This window comes from Geodermatophilus sp. CPCC 205506 (assembly GCF_051383635.1).
Taxonomy (GTDB): Bacteria; Actinomycetota; Actinomycetes; order Mycobacteriales; family Geodermatophilaceae; genus Geodermatophilus.
Map to the genome: position 1 here is coordinate 16,010 of NZ_JALPKP010000027.1, position 19,895 is coordinate 35,904.

Annotated in this window: 21 protein-coding genes and 1 tRNA gene; 12 read left to right on the forward strand and 10 right to left on the reverse strand. The window is 74.1% G+C overall.

Annotated elements, in window-relative coordinates; translation table 11 throughout:
- Nucleotides 1-23: 23 nt before the first annotated feature.
- Entirely contained in the window at nucleotides 24-488 is a 465-nt protein-coding gene (locus MY520_RS16140) for a GNAT family N-acetyltransferase (protein ID WP_436693470.1), read from the reverse strand.
- Complete coding sequence (locus MY520_RS16145; protein WP_436693472.1) at nucleotides 485-1,078, reverse strand: TetR/AcrR family transcriptional regulator; 594 nt, start codon at nucleotides 1,076-1,078, stop codon at nucleotides 485-487. Before MY520_RS16145 ends, MY520_RS16140 begins: the two co-directional genes overlap by 4 nt.
- Nucleotides 1,079-1,162: 84 nt before the next feature.
- Here MY520_RS16145 and MY520_RS16150 point away from each other — a divergent pair, with 84 nt between their 5' ends.
- From MY520_RS16150 to MY520_RS16160, 3 genes are all read left to right on the forward strand, one after another.
- Nucleotides 1,163-2,323, forward strand: a complete 1,161-nt coding sequence (locus MY520_RS16150) for an acyl-CoA dehydrogenase family protein (protein WP_436693474.1) — start codon at nucleotides 1,163-1,165, stop codon at nucleotides 2,321-2,323.
- Between the two features lie 41 nt (nucleotides 2,324-2,364).
- Nucleotides 2,365-2,844, forward strand: a complete 480-nt coding sequence (locus MY520_RS16155; protein WP_436693476.1) for a pyridoxamine 5'-phosphate oxidase family protein — start codon at nucleotides 2,365-2,367, stop codon at nucleotides 2,842-2,844.
- An 89-nt stretch (nucleotides 2,845-2,933) separates the two neighbouring features.
- Nucleotides 2,934-3,410, forward strand: coding sequence for a DUF1707 SHOCT-like domain-containing protein (locus MY520_RS16160; RefSeq protein WP_436693478.1), 477 nt, complete (start codon nucleotides 2,934-2,936; stop codon nucleotides 3,408-3,410).
- 142 nt (nucleotides 3,411-3,552) lie between these two features.
- On the opposite strand, the gene MY520_RS16165 is transcribed toward MY520_RS16160, so the two are convergent.
- Nucleotides 3,553-3,635 (reverse strand) — tRNA-Leu (locus MY520_RS16165).
- A 175-nt stretch (nucleotides 3,636-3,810) separates the two neighbouring features.
- Here MY520_RS16165 and MY520_RS16170 point away from each other — a divergent pair.
- From MY520_RS16170 to pknB, 7 genes are all read left to right on the forward strand, one after another.
- On the forward strand, nucleotides 3,811-4,620 hold the full coding sequence (locus MY520_RS16170; protein ID WP_436693480.1) for an FhaA domain-containing protein: 810 nt from the start codon (nucleotides 3,811-3,813) through the stop codon (nucleotides 4,618-4,620).
- Nucleotides 4,621-4,633: 13 nt separating this feature from the next.
- Nucleotides 4,634-5,095, forward strand: coding sequence for an FHA domain-containing protein FhaB/FipA (locus MY520_RS16175; protein ID WP_436693482.1), 462 nt, complete (start codon nucleotides 4,634-4,636; stop codon nucleotides 5,093-5,095).
- Nucleotides 5,096-5,135: 40 nt separating this feature from the next.
- Complete coding sequence (locus tag MY520_RS16180) at nucleotides 5,136-6,539, forward strand: PP2C family protein-serine/threonine phosphatase (protein ID WP_436693484.1); 1,404 nt, start codon at nucleotides 5,136-5,138, stop codon at nucleotides 6,537-6,539.
- A complete protein-coding gene (locus MY520_RS16185; RefSeq protein WP_436693486.1) occupies nucleotides 6,536-7,954 on the forward strand; it encodes an FtsW/RodA/SpoVE family cell cycle protein in 1,419 nt (472 codons plus the stop codon). Before MY520_RS16180 ends, MY520_RS16185 begins: the two co-directional genes overlap by 4 nt.
- Nucleotides 7,951-9,393 carry a peptidoglycan D,D-transpeptidase FtsI family protein gene (locus MY520_RS16190; protein ID WP_436693488.1) on the forward strand — a complete coding sequence of 481 codons (1,443 nt, stop codon included), beginning with the start codon at nucleotides 7,951-7,953 and terminating at the stop codon, nucleotides 9,391-9,393. Before MY520_RS16185 ends, MY520_RS16190 begins: the two co-directional genes overlap by 4 nt.
- Nucleotides 9,393-11,216: a serine/threonine protein kinase gene (locus tag MY520_RS16195; protein WP_436693490.1), complete on the forward strand. Its 1,824-nt coding sequence runs from the start codon at nucleotides 9,393-9,395 to the stop codon at nucleotides 11,214-11,216. Before MY520_RS16190 ends, MY520_RS16195 begins: the two co-directional genes overlap by 1 nt.
- A gap of 133 nt (nucleotides 11,217-11,349) precedes the next feature.
- On the forward strand, nucleotides 11,350-13,275 hold the full coding sequence (gene pknB / locus MY520_RS16200) for a Stk1 family PASTA domain-containing Ser/Thr kinase (protein WP_436693491.1): 1,926 nt from the start codon (nucleotides 11,350-11,352) through the stop codon (nucleotides 13,273-13,275).
- A 57-nt stretch (nucleotides 13,276-13,332) separates the two neighbouring features.
- Here the strand turns inward: pknB and MY520_RS16205 are convergent, their stop codons facing one another.
- Both MY520_RS16205 and MY520_RS16210 read right to left on the reverse strand, forming a co-directional pair.
- A complete protein-coding gene (locus MY520_RS16205) occupies nucleotides 13,333-13,989 on the reverse strand; it encodes an aminodeoxychorismate/anthranilate synthase component II (RefSeq protein WP_436693492.1) in 657 nt (218 codons plus the stop codon).
- A gap of 27 nt (nucleotides 13,990-14,016) precedes the next feature.
- Nucleotides 14,017-14,784, reverse strand: a complete 768-nt coding sequence (locus tag MY520_RS16210; protein ID WP_436693494.1) for a DUF881 domain-containing protein — start codon at nucleotides 14,782-14,784, stop codon at nucleotides 14,017-14,019.
- A gap of 68 nt (nucleotides 14,785-14,852) precedes the next feature.
- On the opposite strand from MY520_RS16210, the gene crgA reads away from it, so the two are divergent.
- The gene (gene crgA, locus MY520_RS16215; RefSeq protein ID WP_436693496.1) at nucleotides 14,853-15,125 is read left to right on the forward strand and encodes a cell division protein CrgA; all 273 of its coding nucleotides are present in this window, start codon (nucleotides 14,853-14,855) and stop codon (nucleotides 15,123-15,125) included.
- Nucleotides 15,126-15,193: 68 nt separating this feature from the next.
- On the opposite strand, the gene MY520_RS16220 is transcribed toward crgA, so the two are convergent.
- Together MY520_RS16220 and MY520_RS16225 are read right to left on the reverse strand one after the other, a co-directional pair.
- Nucleotides 15,194-15,589 carry a VOC family protein gene (locus MY520_RS16220; RefSeq protein WP_436693498.1) on the reverse strand — a complete coding sequence of 132 codons (396 nt, stop codon included), beginning with the start codon at nucleotides 15,587-15,589 and terminating at the stop codon, nucleotides 15,194-15,196.
- A gap of 573 nt (nucleotides 15,590-16,162) precedes the next feature.
- A complete protein-coding gene (locus tag MY520_RS16225; protein ID WP_436693500.1) occupies nucleotides 16,163-17,320 on the reverse strand; it encodes a thiolase family protein in 1,158 nt (385 codons plus the stop codon).
- Between the two features lie 102 nt (nucleotides 17,321-17,422).
- Here MY520_RS16225 and MY520_RS16230 point away from each other — a divergent pair, with 102 nt between their 5' ends.
- Complete coding sequence (locus MY520_RS16230) at nucleotides 17,423-17,848, forward strand: PH domain-containing protein (RefSeq protein WP_436693502.1); 426 nt, start codon at nucleotides 17,423-17,425, stop codon at nucleotides 17,846-17,848.
- Here the strand turns inward: MY520_RS16230 and MY520_RS16235 are convergent.
- The 3 genes from MY520_RS16235 to MY520_RS16245 all read right to left on the reverse strand — a co-directional run bounded on the left by MY520_RS16235 (nucleotide 17,845) and on the right by MY520_RS16245 (nucleotide 19,830).
- Nucleotides 17,845-18,603, reverse strand: a complete 759-nt coding sequence (locus MY520_RS16235) for a rhomboid family intramembrane serine protease (RefSeq protein ID WP_436693504.1) — start codon at nucleotides 18,601-18,603, stop codon at nucleotides 17,845-17,847. The genes MY520_RS16230 and MY520_RS16235 overlap by 4 nt on opposite strands.
- A 137-nt stretch (nucleotides 18,604-18,740) precedes the next feature.
- Nucleotides 18,741-19,274, reverse strand: coding sequence for a peptidylprolyl isomerase (locus MY520_RS16240; protein ID WP_436693506.1), 534 nt, complete (start codon nucleotides 19,272-19,274; stop codon nucleotides 18,741-18,743).
- Between the two features lie 61 nt (nucleotides 19,275-19,335).
- Nucleotides 19,336-19,830, reverse strand: a complete 495-nt coding sequence (locus MY520_RS16245; protein WP_436693508.1) for a DUF1059 domain-containing protein — start codon at nucleotides 19,828-19,830, stop codon at nucleotides 19,336-19,338.
- Between the last annotated feature and the right edge of the window lie 65 nt (nucleotides 19,831-19,895).

Below are 19,895 nucleotides of genomic sequence, written 5' to 3' on the forward strand. Positions count from 1 at the left end.
CGCACGCGGCGGGCCGCAGCGGGTCAGGCGGGGGCGAGCAGCCGCTCGTAGAACAGCGAGCCGGCGGCCTCGGGGGCGTCGACGTAGCCGCCGAAGGGCCCGATCGGCCGGTATCCCGCGCCCTCGTACAGCGCGATCGCCTCCGGCTGCCGCGGCCCGGTCTCCAGGCGCAGCGTCGTCCACCCGCGCTCCAGCGCAGCCGCCTCCAACCCGGCCAGCACCGCCTTCGACAGCCCCCGCCCCCGGGCGGAGGGGACGACGAACATCCGCTTGACCTCCGCGACGCCGCCGTCGAGAGCCCGGAGCGCGCCGCAGGCCAGCGCGGTGCCGGCAGGGTCGCGGGCGACCAGGACGACGCTCACGTCCGCAGCCGACGGCGGCGTCCCCGGCTCGCCCGCGCCGTCGTAGCGGGCCCGCAGCTCGACCTGCTGCGCCGCGGTGAGCCGCTGGACGTCGGGGTGGTCCCAGGCGACCGGCTCGACCCTCACAGGCTGATCCCGTGCAGCAGGAGCGCGGCGAGCTCGCGGTACGCGGCGGCGTCGTCCAGCCCCGTGGCCCGCGCGGTGTCGCCGCGGCCGATCCGGAACATCAGCGTCGAGACGGTGTCGGCCACCAGCGCGGGGTGGACCTCGCGGAACCGGCCCCGGGTCACGCCCTCGTCGATGAGCTCGCGCACGCGCTCGGCGGCCATGGCGGTGTTGCGCTCGTAGACCGCCCGGCCCGGCGGGAAGGAGTCCAGGTCGCGGTAGAACGCCGGGCCGGCCGGGGCGAGGGCCCGCGCCACCGCGGTGAGGTAGGCGGTGACCCGCAGCGCGGGGTCCTGCTCGGTCGCCGTCCGCGCCTCCACGGCGGCGGTGGCCTTGCGGAAGAAGTGCCGGATCACCCGGGAGGCGAGCTGCTCCTTGCTGCCGGCCAGCGCGTACAGCGTGCTCTTGGAGCAGTGCAGCCGGACGGCGAGGTCCTCGAGCGTGAACCGCGCGAAGCCCTCGGTGAGGAACAGCTGCTCCAGCTGGTCGAGCAGCTCGGCCTGCCGGCGGGTGAGCCGGTCGGCCGTCGCGCCCGTGGTCGTTACCGGCACGGCACCTCCCGGGTCATCATGGCCCTGGACGGGCAACAGTACTGACGTATCGTCGTCGGTACTGTTTCCGACGGAGGGACGCCGGTGCCGGTCGACCGCGAACTGCCCACGGAGGAGGCCGCCGACCTCCTCGCCCTCACGCGCGAGATCGCCGACGCCGAACTGGCGCCGAAGGCCGCCGGGTACGAGCGGGAGGAGCGCTTCCCCCGCGAGGTGTTCCGGCTGCTGGGCGAGGCCGGGCTGCTCGGCCTGCCCTTCGGCGAGGACGTCGGCGGGGGCGGCCAGCCCTACGCGGTCTACCTGCAGGTCGTCGAGGAACTCGCGGCGCGGTGGGCCAGCGTCGCCCTCGGCGTCAGCGTGCACACCCTCGCCTGCTTCCCGATCGACCGGTTCGGCACCGAGGCCCAGCGGCGGGACCTGCTGCCGGAGATGGTCGGCGGCCGGCTGCTGGGCGCCTACTGCCTCTCCGAGGCGCACGCCGGCTCCGACCCGCGGGCCATGCGGGCCGCCGCCAAGGGTGGCGCGGACGGCTGGGTGGCCAGCGGCGAGAAGGCCTGGGTCACCCACGGCGGCCACGCCGACTTCTACTCCACCTTCCTGCGGACGCCGGACGACGGGCCGCGGGGCATCTCGTGCTTCCACCTCACCCCCGACCTGGCCGGGTTCTCCGCCGCCCGGCCGGAGGAGAAGATGGGGCTGACCGGCTCGACCACCGCGGCGATCCGCCTCGACGACGTGCCCGTCCCCGCCGACCGGCTGGTGGGCGGCCGCGGCCAGGGCCTGGGCATCGCGCTGGCCGCCCTCGACTCCGGCCGGCTCGGGGTGAGCGCCGTGGCGGTGGGGCTGGCCCAGTCCGCCCTCGACCTCGCCGTCGCCTACGCCCTCGAGCGGGAGACCTTCGGCCGCCCGATCGTCGAGCACCAGGGCGTCGCGTTCCTGCTCGCCGACATGGCCGCCGCCGTCGAGTCGGCCCGGGCCACCTACCTGGTCGCGGCCCGCCGCAAGGACGCCGGCAAGCCCTACTCCCGGCAGGCCAGCATCGCCAAGCTGGTAGCCACCGACGCGGCGATGAAGGTCACCACCGACGCCGTCCAGGTGCTGGGCGGTGCCGGCTACACCCGCGACCACCCCGCCGAGCGGTTCATGCGCGAGGCGAAGGTCATGCAGATCTTCGAGGGCACCAACCAGATCCAGCGGATGGTCATCGGCCGGCACCTGGCCGCGGAGGGCGTGAGCGGCCGCTGAGGTCTGCCGTTCCGTCGGTGGCCGGGTGCACGATGCCGCCCATGTCCACCTTCGCGGACGTGGCCGCGGCCGAACCGGAGTTCGCCGACCGGGTGCGCGCGGCGTTCGACGCGCACCGCCACAAGGTCCTCGCGACGCTGCGGGCCGACGGCTCGCCGCGGGTCAGCGGCATCGAGATGAGCTTCGTGGCGGGCGAGCCGTGGCTGGCCGGCATGCCGCAGTCGGTCAAGTTCGCCGACCTGCGCCGCGATCCGCGCTTCGCACTGCACGGCGGCAGCGCCGATCCCGACACCTTCACCGCCGACGCCAAGCTCTCCGGCCGCGCGACGGAGGTCACCGACCCCGAGGAACGCCGCCGGTTCGCGGCCGCGGCGGGCGTCCCCGCCGAGCTGGGGGCCTTCGAGCTGTTCCGGGTCGACGTGGAGCAGGTGGTGCTGGTCGCGCTCAACGACGAGAAGACGGCGCTGGTCGTCTCCTCGTGGCGGCCCGGCCGCGGCCTCAGCCGCACCGAGCGGACCTGACGCGTTCCACGTGGAACGGGTGACGGACGTCAGTGGACCGCCCGGGGAGCCACGGACGAGACTGGACACCCCGAACCAGGAAGGTCCCGATGCCCGACCCGCACCTGCGCGCCGCCGACGTCGACCGCGCAGCTGTCGCCGCCCAGCTCGGCGAGCACATGTCCGCCGGCCGCCTGACCGTCGCCGAGTACGACGACCGGCTGGCCCGCGCCTACGCCGCCCGCACCTACGGTGAGCTGGCCGAGCTCACCGCCGACCTGCCGACGGCGATCGAGCGCCGCTCCCAGCCCACGCCGCCCGCGCCGGCGCCCTCCGGGCACGGCATCAGCCACGCCGGCTCCTGGGGCGGCTGGGCCGGCGGCCCCTCGAGGTACTCGGCCTGGCGCAACTGGCTGGCCGTGGCGGTCATCGTGCTGACCGTCTGGCTCGCCACGTCCATCGGCTCGGGCGAGCTGCTCTACCCGTGGCCGATCTGGGTCATCGGCCCCTGGGGCGCGGTGCTGCTCGCCCAGACGATCACCGGCGGCCGCCGGGACGACGACGACGAGCGCCGCCGGCTGACCTGACGCCGGGGCGCGGCGGACCCGGAGCTCAGGTCGTCGGCCTCCGCAGTCCTCCGCGGCCGCGGCCGTTCCCGCGGGAACGGCAGGCGGCTCCGACGACGAGGACGGGCGCCCCGCGAAGGGCGCCCGTCGTGTCACTGCTGAGTGGGCAAGGGGGGAGTTGAACCCCCACGTCCTTTCGGACACACGGACCTGAACCGTGCGCGTCTGCCATTCCGCCACTTGCCCTGGCGAGGAAGAACAGTAGCAGTCCTCCGTGACCTCCCTGGCCGGGGGGCCGAGGCGTCCCGCCGGCCCGGCGCGCCCGGGGCGTCGTGGGGTCGCTGGCCGGTCACCCGCTCCGCACCCGGCTACGATCAACAGTGCCAGATCGGGATGTCCGCGCGAACGCAAGGGAGCGACTGTGGGTGTGCTGCAGCGCTTCGAGCGGCGGCTGGAAGGCATGGTCGGGCTTGCCTTCGCCCGCCTCTTCAAGGGCAAGGTCCACCCCGCCGAGATCGCCAAGGCACTGACCCGCGAGGCCGACGAGCAGCGTTCGGTGCTGGGCGAGGGGCGTGTCCTGGCCCCCAACGTCTACGACGTCCGCCTCGGCTCCACCGACTACGACAACCTCGCCGAGTGGTCCGAGCAACTGGCCGCCCAGCTCGCCGACATGGTGACCGAGCACATCGAGACCGAGGGGTACCAGGTCTTCGACGCGGTGCAGGTCCGCATCGAGCGGGACGAGAACCTGCCCACCGGCGTCTTCGAGGTCAGCTCGCACGTCGCCGACCCGGCCCGGCCGGGCACCGGCGTCAACGACGTCCTCCCCCCGCCGGCCACCGGCGGCGTCCCGCCGCTGCCTCCGCTGCGCGGCCGCATGGCCACCGACACCGGCCGGCAGGTGCCCTCGGCGGTCGTCGGTCGGGCCGGCTCCAAGCCCGGCGTCACCCACGTCCTGCTCGTCGACGGGCCCGGCACCCGGCACGAGCTCACCACCGGCCGCAACGTCATCGGCCGGGGCACCGACGCCGACATCCGGCTGCCCGACACCGGCGTGAGCCGCAAGCACGTCGACGTCGTCCTCGACGGCGGCACCGCGATCGCCGAGGACCTCGGCTCGACCAACGGCACCCTGGTCAACGGCCGCCGGATCACCCGGCAGCCGCTGGCCGACGGCGACGTCATCCGCATCGGCCACTCCGTGCTGGTGTACCGGCAGGACGGCGCGTGAGGCGGGTCGAGCCGTGACGGCCGAGATCGTCCTGCAGATCTTCCGCTTCGGCTTCCTCCTGCTGCTGTGGCTGTTCATCTTCGCCGCCTTCCGCGTGGTGCGGGCCGACCTCTTCGGCGGCCGGGCCGGCCGGGTGGCCTCGGTGCCGCCACGCGCGGCCGCGGCCGGCAAGAAGAAGAGCCGCGGACCGAAGACGCTGGTGGTCACCGCCGGCCCGCTGAGCGGCACCAAGATCACCCTGGGCGACCAGCCGATCCTCATCGGCCGGGCCGACGACTCCACCCTCGTCCTCACCGACGACTTCGCCAGCTCCCGCCACGCGCGGCTGACCAACCGCGGCGGCTCGTGGTACGTCGAGGACCTCGGCTCGACCAACGGCACCTACCTGGACCAGCAGCGCGTCCAGGGCCCCCTGCTCGTGTCCCCGGGCCAGCCGATCCGCATCGGCCAGACGGCCCTGGAGCTGCGTTCATGACCGAACTGCGGAGCAGCCGCACCACCGGAGGCCCCACCCGATGAGCCTCGCGCTGCGCTACGCGGCCCGGTCCGACCGCGGCCTGGTCCGCGGCAACAACCAGGACTCGGTGTACGCCGGGCCCCGGCTGCTCGCCGTCGCCGACGGCATGGGCGGCCACGCGGCCGGCGACGTCGCCAGCAAGGTGGTCATCGCCGCGCTCGAGCACCTGGACGACGACGCGCCGTCGGGCGACATGCTGCAGGCGCTGCGGGCCGCGGTGTTCGACGGCAGCGAGCACCTGCGCGAGGTCATCCGCGAGTCGCCCCAGCTCGAGGGCATGGGCACCACGCTGACCGCCGTCCTGTTCGCCGGCGGCCGGCTGGCGCTCTGCCACGTCGGCGACTCCCGCGCCTACCTGCTGCGCGACGGCGTCCTCACCCAGATCACGCACGACGACACGTTCGTCCAGACGCTGATCGACGACGGGCGGATCACGCCCGAGGAGGCCAACCACCACCCGCAGCGGTCGCTGCTGCTGCGCGCGCTCAACGGCCAGGACGTCGACCCCGACCTGTCGATGCGCGAGGCCCGCGCCGGCGACCGCTACCTGCTGTGCTCCGACGGGCTCTCCGGCGTGGTCAGCGAGGAGACCCTGGCCGACGCGCTGCAGGACCCGGACCCCCAGTCGACGGCCGACCGGCTGATCGAGCTCGCCCTGCGCAGCGGCGGGCCCGACAACATCACCGTGATCGTCGCCGACGTCGTCGAGGACGGCGGCCACGCCACCCCGCTGGAGCCGGTCGTGGACGGCGCGGCCGGCGACAACGTCGGGCAGCGGGAGGTCGACCCGCGGTCGGCGGCCGGTCGCGCGGCGCTGCACGACCCGCCCCCGACCTCGCCCCCGCCGTCGGCGCCCGTGGCGTCGGCCCCGTCGCCGCGCCGTCGCCGGCGCCGGCTGCTCTGGATCCTGGCCGCGGTGCTCCTGGTGGCCGCCGCCGCGGTGGGCGCCTATCTCTGGCTGCTGTCCAACTGGTTCGTCGGCGTCCAGGCGGCCGACGACGGGGAGCGGGTCACCGTCTTCCGGGGCCTGGACACCTCGCTGCTCGGCGTGGACCTCAACCAGGTCGACGACGTCACCGACCTCGCCGTCAGCGACCTCACCCAGGCCGACGCGAGCAAGGTGCGCCGCGGCATCGAGGCCGACGACGCCGACCACGCCGACCGGATCGTCGCGATGCTCCGCGACCAGCGGCTGCCGGTGTGCCCGGACGCCGAGGAGGCCGGCAGCGCCGTCTCGGCGTCGCCGAGCCCGTCCGCCACCCAGCCCGTCCCCGCCCCCGACGGCCAGGTGCCCCAGGGCGTCACCCCGACCACCCCGGCCGAGCCGACCGCTGCCGAGCCGACGGCCGAGCGGACGACGCAGACGCCCGAACCCGGAGTGGACTGCCGGGAGGTGGAGTGACCGCCGGCCCGACCACCGACCCGCGGGGCGCCGCCGCCGGTGCCGCCCCGCCCAAGCGGCGCGGCACCGAGCTGGCGCTGCTCGGCTTCGCCGTGCTCATCACCCTCACCGCGCAGGCCGTCGTCGACCTGACGATCACCGGGTCGCTGCGGGCGGAGCTCCCGGTGTTCGGCGCCTGGATCACCGCGCTGTGGCTGGTCGCGCACCTCGTCGTCCGCCGGTTCGCGCCGTACGCCGACCCGCTGCTGCTGCCCGCCGTCGCCCTGCTCGTGGGGCTGGGTCTGGCCGTCATCCACCGGCTCGACCTCGCCGCCGAGCAGGTGGACTCCACGGTCACGCGGGAGGACGCGCCGGTCCAGCTGGTGTGGGCGACGCTGGGCGTGGTGCTGTTCGTCGTCGTCCTCGTGGTGCTGCGCGACCACCGGGTGCTCTCCCGGTTCGCCTACACCCTGGCCCTGGTCGGCCTGGTGCTGCTCGCCATCCCCGCGGTGCTGCCCTCGTCGCTGTCGGAGGTCAACGGCGCGAAGATCTGGATCCGCATCGCCGGCTTCAGCATCCAGCCCGGCGAGTTCGCCAAGATCTGCCTGATCGTCTTCTTCGCCGCCTACCTGGTCGACAAGCGCGACGTCCTCGCGCTGGCCAGCCGGCGGGTGGCCGGCCTCGAGCTGCCCCGCGCCCGCGACCTCGGGCCGGTGCTCGTCGCCTGGGCGATGTCGATCCTCGTGCTGGTCTTCGAGCGGGACCTCGGCAGCTCGCTGCTGCTGTTCGGCATCTTCGTGGTGATGCTCTACGTGGCCACCGAGCGGGCCAGCTGGCTGCTCATCGGCCTCGGGCTGTTCGCCGGCGCCGCGCTCATCGCCTACCAGGTCTTCGCCCACGTGCAGTCGCGCGTCGACGTCTGGCTGAGCCCCTTCGACTACCGGGACGGCGCCGGCTACCAGCTGGTCCAGTCGCTGTTCGGCCTCGGCACCGGCGGGCTGTTCGGCGCCGGCCTGGGCGGTGGGCGGCCCGACCAGGTGCCGGTGGCCAAGAGCGACTTCATCGCCGCGGCGATCGGCGAGGAGCTCGGCCTCTTCGGCCTGGTCGCGGTGATCATCGTCTACCTGATCCTGGTCGAGCGCGGCCTGCGCAGCTCGCTGATCGTCCGGGACGCCTTCGGCAAGCTGCTCGCCGCCGGCCTGGCGTTCGCCATCGCCTGGCAGGTCTTCGTCGTCCTCGGCGGGGTGACCGGCCTGCTCCCGCTCACCGGTCTCACCACGCCGTTCCTCGCCTACGGCGGGTCGTCCCTGGTGGCCAACTTCGTGCTGGTCGCCGTCCTCGTGCGGATCAGTGACGCCGCCCGCCGCCCGGCCGCCCCGGCCGGGCCCCCCAAGCCGGCGCTCGGTGACGCGCCAACAGAGGTCGTGAAGCAGTGAACGCGCCCCTGCGCCGGGTGGCGATCAGCGTGCTCGTGTTGTTCACGCTGCTGATCATCAACGTCAACTACATCCAGGTGGTGCGCTCGGAGGAGCTGCGCAACGACACCGGGAACACCCGCGTGCTCTCCGAGGAGTACGACCGCGAGCGCGGCTCGATCCAGGTGGCCGGCACCGAGGTCGCCTCCTCGGTGGCCACCGACGACCGGCTCACCTATCTGCGGCAGTACTCGCAGGGCGAGTTGTACGCGGCCGTCACCGGCTACTACTCGCTGGTGTACGGGAACTCGCAGATGGAGCGGGCGACCAACGACGTGCTCTCCGGCAACGACGCCCGGCTGTTCGCCCGGCGCCTGGCCGACCTGTTCACCGGCCGCGACCCGTCCGGCGGGGACGTCCTGCTCACCCTGGACCCGGCGGTGCAGGAGGCCGCCATGGCCGGGCTCGAGGGGCTGACCGGCGCCGTGGTGGCCCTCGACCCCTCGACCGGCGCGGTGCTCGGCATGGCGAGCACGCCGACCTACGACCCGAACCTGCTGTCCAGCCACGACCCGCAGGGGATCCGCGACTACTGGGCCCAGCTCAACGAGGCCGAGCGGGACCCGCGGCTGAACCGGGCCGCCAGCGAGATCTACCCGCCCGGGTCGGTGTTCAAGGTGGTCGTGTCAGCGGCGGCACTGTCGGAGGGGTACACCCCCGAGTCGGTGATCCCCGCGCCGGACGTGCTCACCCTGCCCGGCACCTCCACCGAGCTGGAGAACTTCGGCGGCTCGAGCTGCAGCAGCTCCGGCGAGCAGACGCTCATCGACGCGCTCACGATCTCCTGCAACACCGCTTTCGCCCAGCTGGGCATCGACCTGGGTGAGGACAGCGTGCGGGAGATGGCCGAGGCCTTCGGGATGGACGGCGAGGAGCGGGAGATCCCGCTGACCGTCGCCGGCAGCAGCATGGGCGACCCCGAGAACGACGCCCAGCTCGGCGTGAGCTCGATCGGCCAGCAGGACGTGCGGATGACCCCGCTGCAGGCGGCGATGATCGCCGCCGCGGTCGCCAACGACGGCTCCCTGATGACGCCCTACCTGGTCGACCAGCTGCGCGCCCCCGACCTCAGCGTCATCGACGAGACCGACCCCGAGGAGCTGAGCCGGCCGGTCAGCGCCGAGGTCGCCGACCAGCTCACCGAGATGATGCGCAGCGTCGTGACCAACGGCTCCGGCCGCGCCGCGCGCATCCCGGGGGTCGACGTCGCCGGCAAGACCGGCACCGCCGAGGTGGGCAACGACCAGCCCGACCACAACTGGTTCATCGGGTTCGCCCCCGCCGAGGATCCGCAGATCGCGGTCGCGGTCTTCGTCGCCAACGGCGGGGGTACGGGTGGGGACGTGTCCGCCCCCATCGCGCGTGAGGTCATGCAGGCCTACCTGGAGGGGCAGGGCTGATGGCGCTGTCCACCGGCACGATCCTCGCCGGCCGTTACGAGATCACCGCCCCGATCGCCACCGGCGGGATGGGTGAGGTGTGGCGGGCCCGCGACCGGGTGCTCGACCGCGTCGTCGCCGCCAAGGTGCTGCGCAGCGAGTTCACCGGGGACCCCAGCTTCGTGGCGCGGTTCCGCAACGAGGCCCGGCACACCGCGGCGCTCACCCACCCCAACATCGCCTCGGTCTACGACTACGGCGAGACGACGGAGGACGAGCGCTTCCCCGGTCAGCAGCTGGCGTTCCTCGTCATGGAGCTGGTCGAGGGCAAGCCGCTGGTGACGATCCTCCACGAGGAGGGCAAGCTCCCGGCCGACTGGACGCTGCACGTGCTGGGGCAGGCCGCCGACGGGCTGTCGGCCGCGCACAAGGCCGGCGTCGTCCACCGGGACATCAAGCCGGGCAACCTCATCGTGCGCCCGGACGGCGTGGTGAAGCTGACCGACTTCGGCATCGCCCGGGCCCGGGACGCCACACCGCTCACCCGCACCGGCATGGTGGTCGGCACCGCGCAGTACCTCTCCCCCGAGCAGGCGCAGGGCTTCGAGGTCACCGCGGCGTCGGACGTCTACTCCCTCGGCGTCGTCGGCTACGAGTGCCTGACCGGCGGACGCCCCTTCGACGGCACCTCGCAGGTCGCCGTCGCCCTCGCGCACATCAACCGGCCGCCGCCGCCGCTGCCGGCCACCGTGCCGCCCGCCGTCCGGCTGCTCATCGAGCGCGCCCTCGCCAAGGACCCGGCCGACCGCTTCGCCGACGGCGCGGCCTTCGCCGCCGCCGTCCGCTCCGTCGCCGCCGGCAACGGGCTGGCCGGCACGTCCGGCACCGGGGCGGTGTTCCCGCAGCCGACGTCCAAGGCCGCGGAGCCGCCCACCGCGGCGACCGAGCTGCTCGCCGACGGCGACAACAGCCGCACCCAGGTGCTGGGCGCGACCTCCGCCGCGGCGGCCGCGGTCGGCGCCGCCGGCCAGGGGCCGGGGACCGCGCCGGGCACGATGCCGCCGCTGCGCCGCCCCTCGGACGACGAGGACAGCACCTGGGAGGGCCGGCACCGGGCGACCGACGACCGCCGCTGGGGCTGGCTGGTCGCCGGCCTGGTCGCGCTCGCGCTGCTGGCCGGCGGCGTCTGGTACCTGCTGGCCGGGGGCGACGACCCCGCGGGGACCACTCCCGAGAGCACCACCGCCGCCACGACCAGCGCGTCGTCGGCCGCCGGCACCGTCACGGTGGCCACCGACAGCTACGTCGGCCGGGACGGCGACGAGGTCGCCGCGCTCCTGGAGCAGGACGGCCTCGTGGTCGAGACGCGGGACGCCACCGAGGACGAGGTCGCCCGCTGGGACCGCGCGATCGACGCGGGCGCCGTCGTCGGGTCGGACCCGGCCAACCAGCCGGTGCCGGTCGGCGGCACGGTCACCCTCTTCCTGGCGCCGGAGGACTACACGCCGCCGGCCGATGAGGAACCGGCCCCGACGGAGGACCAGCAGCAGCCGGCGCCCACCCAGGACACCCCCACGACGACGCCGAGCGTGCCCGCCTCCAGCAGCAACCCGGGTGGCACCGGCGGACAGCAGAGCGGCGGGAACGGCCCAGGCTCGGACGAGGACGAGAATCCCGACGGCGACACCGGTGACGGGGACGGCGGAACCGAGCCGGACTCGAACCTGCCCGGCAACACGCCCGAGGAGCCTGCGCCGACCGTCCCGACGACGCCGTCCGCCCCGGCGGTCGAGGGCCAGGGGGCCGGGTCGGCGGCCCAGCAGGCGGCGGACCAGGACGAGTGATCGGGCACCCCCGCGCGTCCCGGGAACGGCCGGTCGCACCGGTTAGGCTCGCCGCCGGCCCACCCGCCCGCCGCGTTCCCCTGTGCCCCCACTCCCCCTGGACGCACGACCGCACCGCCCGAGAGGACCTCCGATGACCACGCCGCAGGTGCTCGGTGAGCGCTACGAGATCGGCGGGGTGCTCGGCCGCGGAGGCATGGCCGAGGTGCACCGGGGCCGCGACCTGCGGCTGGGCCGCGAGGTGGCGGTGAAGGTGCTGCGCAGCGACCTCGCCCGCGACCCGTCCTTCCAGGTGCGCTTCCGGCGGGAGGCCCAGGCGGCGGCCTCGCTCAACCACCCGGCGATCGTCGCGGTCTACGACACCGGCGAGGACCGGACGACGACCGGCGCGACCCCCTACATCGTCATGGAGTACGTCGAGGGACAGACCCTGCGCGACCTGCTCCGCAGCGAGGGCGTGCTGCCTCCGCAGCGGGCCATGAGCCTGGCCGCCGACATCTGCGGGGCGCTGGACTTCAGCCACCGCAACGGGATCGTGCACCGCGACGTGAAGCCCGGCAACGTGATGATCACGCCGGACGGCGCGGTCAAGGTCATGGACTTCGGCATCGCCCGCGCCGTGTCGGACTCCGCGGCGACGATGACCTCCACCGCCGCGGTCATCGGCACCGCCCAGTACCTGTCCCCCGAGCAGGCGCGGGGCGAGGGCGTGGACGCCCGCTCCGACGTCTACTCACTCGGCTGCCTGCTCTACGAGCTGGTCACCGGCGCGCCGCCGTTCACCGGGGACTCCCCGGTCGCCGTCGCCTACCAGCACGTGCGGGAGGACCCCCGCCTGCCGTCGTCGATCAACCCGGCCATCCCGCCGGAGCTCGACGCGATCCTGCTCAAGGCCATGAGCAAGAACCCGGCGAACCGGTACCAGTCGGCCGCCGACATGCGCAACGACCTGCTGCGGGCCCTGGCCGGCCAGCGGGTCGAGGCGACGCCGGTGATGAACGACGCCGAGAAGACGACGATCCTCGGTGCCACGCCCGGCTACGGCGACGAGTGGGACGACGAGGACGCCGCGGCCGCCAAGCGCAAGCGCAACCGGGTCATCGCGATCGTCGCCGCCGTGGTGCTGGTGGTCGCCGCCGTCGTCGGGATCGCGCTAGCGCTGACCTCCGGTGACGGCGAGGACGAGCCTCCGGCGGTGCAGCAGGTCGCCGTCCCGACGCTGACGGGCGTCCCGCAGGCCGAGGCCGAGTCGGCGATCACCGAGGCCGGCCTCGTGGTGGGCGACGTGACGACCGAGATCACCTCCGACGAGTCGCAGGTGGGCAACGTCCTGTCGAGCAACCCGGCCAGCGGCGCGCGGGTCGACGAGGGCACCGCGGTCGACCTCGTCGTCGCCACGGCCCCCGACAGCATCGCCGTCCCGCCGGTGGTGGGCCTGGACGAGGACCGCGCCCGCACGACGCTCGAGAACGCCGGTCTCACCGGGAACACCGACAGCGACCAGGTGGACAGCACCGAGCCCGAGGGCACGGTGGTGGAGGTCGACCCGGCCGAGGGCACGCAGGTGGCTCCGAGCGCCACGATCACGCTGTCGGTGTCCGACGGCGACGCCGAGGTGCCCGACGTGGCCGGCCAGCAGCAGGACGCCGCCGTCCAGGCGCTGCGCGACGCCGGCTTCACCAACGTGGGCACCGAGGAGGTCGACTCCGCGGACCAGCCGGCCGGCACGGTCATCGGCTCCAACCCGTCGGCCGGCAGCCAGGCGGCCGCCGACGACCGGATCACCCTGCAGGTGTCCAGCGGCCCGGCTCCGGTCGAGGTGCCCGACGTGGTCGGCGACAGCGAGGCGGAGGCTCGCGCGGCCCTGCAGTCCGCGGGCTTCACCAACATCACGACGACGACCGCACCCGCGGGCGACCCCGGCGATGTCGGGGTGGTGCTGGCGGTGAACCCGGCGGAGGGCACCGAGGTGCCGACGACGCAGGCGATCACCCTGACCGTCGGGGCGGAGCCGCCCGACGGCGGGACGGGCGCTACCCCAGCCACGCCCACCCCCTGACCGACGGCGAAGGGCCCCTCCCGCGCGGGAGGGGCCCTTCGCCGTTCCTGGGGCGGCTCAGGCGGGCGTGGCGGCCGCCATGAGCTTCCGGGCGGCCTCGGTGGCCGCCTCGACCGCGTCCGGGTCGGGGGTCAGTCCACAGGTCGCCAGCCAGGTGGCGAGCATCCGGTGGCCGCCCTCGGTCAGCACCGACTCCGGGTGGAACTGCACGCCCTCGATCGGCAGCTCGCGGTGCCGCAGCGCCATCACGATCCCCGACGGCGTCGCGCCGGTGATCTCCAGCTCGTCCGGCACGGTCGCGCGGTCGACGGCGAGGGAGTGGTAGCGGGTCGCGGTGAACGGCGACGGCAGCCCGGCGAGGACGCCGACGCCCTCGTGCAGCACCTGGCTGGTCTTGCCGTGCAGCAGCTCCGGCGCCCGCACGACCGCGGCGCCGAAGGCCTCCGCGATCGCCTGGTGGCCGAGGCAGACCCCGAGCACCGGCGTCCCGGCGTCCGCGGCCGCCCGCACCATGGGCACCGTCACGCCGGCACCGGCCGGGGTACCGGGCCCGGGGGAGAGCAGGACTCCGGCGACGTCGAGGCCGGCCAGCTCGTCGACGGTGACCGCGTCGTTGCGCCGGACGATGCAGCGCACGCCCAGCTGGCCCAGGTACTGGACGAGGTTGTAGACGAAGCTGTCGAAGTTGTCGACGACGAGGACGGGGCGGCTCACGCCCCTGTGTGTACCAGGAGGACCCGCTCAGCCGTCAGCGGCCGTGGCGTACTCCATGTCCGGCGGGCCCTCGTAGGCGGGCAACGACAGCGACGGGCGCTCCCGGACGGCGTAGGCCAGCCCGAAGTCCTCCACCGCCTGCTGGAACACCCGCACCTGCGGCGAGGCGGCCAGCTGGGTGCGGATCGCGGCGGCGTCGCCGATGGCCGTGACCACGAACGGCGGCGAGTAGGTGCGCCCCTGCAGGAGCAGCACGTTGCCGACGCACCGGACGGCGCTGGTGGCGATCAGCCGCTGGTCCATGATCGCCACCGCGTCGGCGCCGGCGGCCCAGACCGCGTTGACCACGGCCTGGACGTCGGACTGGTGGATGACGACGTCGTCCGGCCGGGCACCGATCGGCAGCGACCCGTCGGGGCGGCGCGGGGCGTCGTCCAGGACGATCTCCACCCCCGGCCCGGCCATGGCCACCATCCCGGCGGACACCTCCCCGTCGCGGCCGGCGGCCTGCGCGGCGGCCACGTTCCCGTACCGCGACGCGGCCTGGTCGGTGAGCGCCTGGGCCTGGTCCTGCAGGGCGTTCAGCAGCCGCTGCTGCTCGGCGATGGCGTCCTGCCGGGTGCTGATCAGGGAGGACAGCTCAGTGACCTCACCGCCGCGCAGGTCCGTGCCCTGCGCCGTCTGGCTGGACGTGGCGAAGAGCAGCCCGGCCGCCAGGGCCACCACGGGCACCAGCGCCGCCCACGCCGTGGGACGGCGGCCACCCCGAAGGGTCAGGGTGCGGGCTCCGGCCACGAGCGCAGCTTAGGCTTGGGGGACGTCACGGCCGGCAGCGACGAACCGGCCCGGAGGGAGTCCGTACGGTGCCCAAGTCCAAGGTGCGCAAGAAGTCGGTCTACACGCCGCCGCAGGGCACGCTGCAGTCCGGGTCGCCGGCCGCCCGTGCGGTGCGGCCCAGCCCCCGCTGGTACGCGCCGCTGATGGTCACCCTCATGGTGCTCGGCCTGCTGTGGATCGTCGTGTACTACGTGGCCGGCGACCGGATCGGCTTCCTGTCCTCGCTGGCAGCCTGGAACTTCCTCATCGGCTTCGGCCTCATGGTGGCCGGCCTGGTCATGTCGATGCGCTGGCGGTAGTCCTCAGGTCCGCACCGAGGCCCTCGTCCCCACCCGGGGACGGGGGCCTCGTGCGTTCCGCCGGCCGGCTAGGGGAGGTTCAGCTGCCAGGAGACACCGAAGCGGTCGTTCACCCAGCCGAAGCGGCGGCTGAAGCCGTAGTCGTCGAGCGGCATCAGGACGCCGCCGCCGTCGGAGAGGCCCGCGAACAGCCGGTCGAGCTCCTCGGCCGATGCGACGTCGACGAAGATCGAGAAGGACGGCGTGAAGGTGAATGCGTGGACCGGGGGGCTGTCGAAGCAGCGGAACACCTGACCGGCGATGGAGAAGGTGGCCTGTTCCACCGTTCCCTCCACACCCTGCCCCTCCGCTCCCCAGCGGGTGAGGGTCAGGACCCGCGCGTCGTCGAACAGCGACGTGTAGAGCTCGATCGCGCGTTCCGCGTCGCCCGTGAACATGAGGAAAGGGGTCACCCGCTCCGGCATGGCGGCAGGCTAGCCGGAGTCGCCGACAGCTCCCGGGGCCGGTCGACACGCCTCCGCCGGTCCCGCGTCGTGCGCAGGCGGCGCTGTGCACAGCCGACCACGCCGTCCACAGGTCGACAAAGCGCGATACCCCCAGAGTTGTCCACCGAGTGTGGAGAACGCATGTTCGACCGCTCTGCGCTGACCTGGGGTTTTCCCTCGGCTGGGACGGATGTGACGAGAAGGGCAGCCGAGTAACTACACGTCTGTGACTCCATCCCCAGCTGTGCACACAGCTGTGGATGAGTCGACATGGCGGCCAGCGGGAGGCGGTGAACTCGCCCCTCCCCTACCCGGGGCAGGGCCCGCGACACGCGGTCCGACCACGGCAGATGCGCCGGTCCCGCGACGCCGTCCCCGGGACGCCGACGGCCCCCGGTCCAGAGGGACCGGGGGCCGTCGGTGGGGACTGTGGACTACGCGTCGATCACACGGGACGAACGCGACGGCGTCAGCCGTCGATCGCACGCGACGGCGTCCGCCCCCCGCTCCGCTCCTCGCTCACCGGCGCTCGCTGCGATGCTCACTCCGGCGTCAGCCGTCGATCAGCTCGAGGATGGTCGCGTTCGCCATCCCGCCGCCCTCGCACATCGTCTGCAGCCCGTAGCGGGTGCCGGTGCTCAGCATGCTGTGGACGAGCGTCGTCATGATCCGCGCGCCGGAGCCGCCCAGCGGGTGGCCCAGTGCGATCGCTCCACCGCGCGGGTTGAGCCGGTCCGGGTCGGCGCCGGTCTCCACCTGCCAGGCCAGCGGCACGGGCGCGAACGCCTCGTTCACCTCGAAGACGCCGATGTCGTCGACCGACAGCCCCGAGCGCTGGAGCACCTTGTGCGTGGCCGGGATGGGGGCGGTCAGCATGATGACCGGGTCGTCCCCCGCCATCACCGTGGTGTGGATGCGCACCAGCGGGCGCAGGCCGAGCTCGCGGGCCGTCTCCGAGGTGGTGACCAGCAGCGCGGCCGAGCCGTCGGAGATCTGGCTGGCGTTGCCGGCGCTGATGACGCCGTCGGCCTTGAACGGTGTCTTCAGCGTGGCCAGCTTCTCCAGGCTGCCGCCGGGCCGGATGCCCTCATCGGACCGCACCACTGTCCCGTCGGGGGTGGTGATCGGCGCGATCTCCTCGTCGAAGGCGCCGTCGGCCTGGGCCTTGGCCGCCTTCTCGTGCGAGGCCAGGGAGTACTCGTCGAGCTGGGTGCGGGAGAAGCCCCACCGCTCGGCCATCATCTCCGCACCCACCCCCTGGTTCGGAGCGACGCCGTAGCGCTCCATGAACCGCGGCCCCAGCGGGCGGCCGGCCGAGCCGTCCCCCACCGAGGAGCCCATCGGCACCCGGCTCATCGACTCCACGCCACCGGCGACGACGACGTCGGCCTGCCCGCTGATCACCGTCGCCGCGGCGAACGCGACCGCCTGCTGCGAGGAGCCGCACTGGCGGTCGATCGTCGTCCCCGGCACCGTCTCCGGCCAGCCGGCGGCCAGGGCGGCGTTGCGCGCGACGTTGTAGGTCTGCTCGCCGATCTGGCTCACGCAGCCCCAGAAGACGTCGTCCACGCGGGCCGGGTCGATGCCGGCGCGCTCGACCAGCGCCTCGAGCACGGCGGCGGAGAGGTCGACGGCGTGCACGCCGGACAGCCCCCCACCACGCTTGCCCACCGGGGTGCGCACCGCGGCGCAGATGACGGCATCTCGCATGACCACTCCTCGTCGACGTGGGCGGCGTCACGCCTGTCCCGACCCCGATGGTAGGACGTCCACGCATCCGCGCCGACGCGCCGGGCTGGGAGGCTGGTGTGCGTGGAGTGGTCGACCCGGACCGGGGAGACGGCGGTGCTCGCCGCCGTGGGCGTCGCGCTGGCGGTCGCGGCCGGGGCCCTCGACCCGGCCGGCCGCGTGCTGCTGGGCGCGGCGGGCCTGCTGGCGATGGCCCTCGCCGTCCGCGACCGCCTGCTGCGGCCCCGCCTGGCGGCCGGGCCCGACGGCGTCGCCGTCCGGACGCTCACCGGCACGCGGACGCTGCCCTGGCCGCTGCTGCGCGTGCGGGTGCGGGACAGCCGGCGCTGGGGCCTGCGGTCGGTGCTGCTGGAGCTGGACACCGCCTCCGGGCCGGACGACGCCGGCGTGCTGGTGCTGCTCGGCCGCCGGGACCTCGGCACGGACCCGGCGGACGTAGCCCGGGCGCTGCTGGCCTGGACGACGTCCCCGCCGGGGTCCTCCGACTAGCCGAGGACGACGACCGTCGACACGGTCAGCGCGACGACCACGAGCCCGGCGACGAGCAGCATCAGCGCCAGCACCTGCAGCTCAGTGCGCCGCCGGGCCAGCACGATCAGGCCGGTGGCCACGAAGCCGGCGACCAGGCCGCCGAGGTGGCCGAGCAGCGAGACGCCGGGCAGGAAGCTGATGACCACGTTGATCGCCAGCAGGGTCAGCAACCCGCGCAGGTCCTCCCGCCGGCTCAGCATCAGCACGGCCAGCCCGCCCAGCAGGCCGTAGATGGCCGCCGAGGCGCCCGCGACCGCGCGTCCCGGCTCACCGAACAGCTGCAGCGCCACGGCACCGCCGAGGAGCGAGACCAGGTAGACGGCGAGGTAGCGCCAGTGGCCCAGCTGCCGCTCCAGCTCGGAGCCGAAGAGCAGCAGGGCGAGCATGTTGAGCCCCAGGTGCACCAGGCCGATGTGGAGGAACGCGGCGGTGAGCAGCCGCCAGTCCTCGCCCAGCTCGACGAGGATCGGGATCTGGGCCAGCTGGGCGAACAGCGGCGAGAACTGGTTGTCCAGCGGGTTGGCACCGGCGATGCCGGCCGACACGGCGGTGGCCACGAACATCGCCACGTTCACGCCGATCAGGCCGATCGTCACCGCGCCGAAGCGGCGACCGGCGCGGCGCAGCCCGGGCGTCGACCGCGGCTGGCGCACCGTGGCCCGGCCATCGCGGATGCACTCCGGGCACTGGAAACCGACCGACGCCGGGGTCATGCACTCCGGGCAGATCGGCCGCCCGCACCGCGTGCACGAGATGCGGGTGGGCCGGTCGGGGTGCCGGTAACAGGTGGTGGTCGGGGGCGCCGGCTGCGGTCTGCCGGGCGCGGCGCCCCCGTCGTCGGGTGCGGTGGTCAGCTGCGCTGCACCTCGACCGACTCCAGGACGACGTCCTCCACCGGCCGGTCCCCGCGCGCGGTCGGCACCTTCGCGAGGCGGTCGACGACGTCGCGGCTGGCCTGGTCGGCCACCTCTCCGAAGATCGTGTGCTTGCCGGTCAGCCACGTGGTCGCGGCGACCGTGATGAAGAACTGCGACCCGTTGGTGCCGGGGCCGGCGTTGGCCATGGCGAGCAGGTAGGGCTTGGTGAAGGCGAGCTCGGGGTGGATCTCGTCGCCGAACTGGTAGCCGGGACCGCCGATGCCCTGACCCAGGGGGTCGCCGCCCTGGATCATGAAGCCGTCGATGATCCGGTGGAAGACCGTGCCGTCGTAGAGGCGGTCGGTCGTCTTCTCGCGGGTCTGCGGGTGGGTCCACTCCCGGCGGCCCTCGGCGAGGTCGGCGAAGTTGGCGACCGTCTTCGGGGCGTGGTCGGGGAACAGGTCCACGGTGATGTCGCCGTGGTTGGTGTGGAGCACGGCGCGGCGTGCTGGCGTCGATTCGGTCACGACGCCCACTCTCCCACTGGTCCGCTCCCCGTGAGGCACGGGGAGCGGCCACGGGTGCCGCTCACATCCGCAGCACCTCGGCGACGTCGAGGTTGCGGAACGACGCCTCGCCCTCGGTGACCTCCTGCATCCGCTTGGCGAAGTCGCTGGTCACCGGGTGTTCGGAGTTGCGCATCGCCGAGGCGTGGTCCGGGAAGGAGACGATCTCGACGTAGGTGTCCGGGCGGTCGCGGTCGGCTGCGATCACCCCCCACCGGGCGGTGGCCTCCCGCCCCATCCGGTCGCGCCACTCCTCGGCGATCGTGCGGAACCCGTCGAGGTCCCGGGCGTGGAACTCGATGAGCTGGAGGAACGAGCCCTTCTCGGCCTGCAGCGCCTCCTCGTCGCGCAGCCCCGCCTTCACCCCCTCGCGGAGCTCGGGACCGTCGGTGTGGCCGTGCGCGCTGATCGCGTGCGCGACCGCGATCTCGAGGACCTCGTCCTCCTCGCCGGAGATCTGGACGGTGCAGTTCTTCTCGCTGGGCATCGTCCGGCAGTCCATGGTCTTCCGTGCCATGGCCCCTCCTCAGCAGACCGCGGCCCACCCCGCCGGCGGGCCGGCGGCGCCGACAGTGGCCCGGC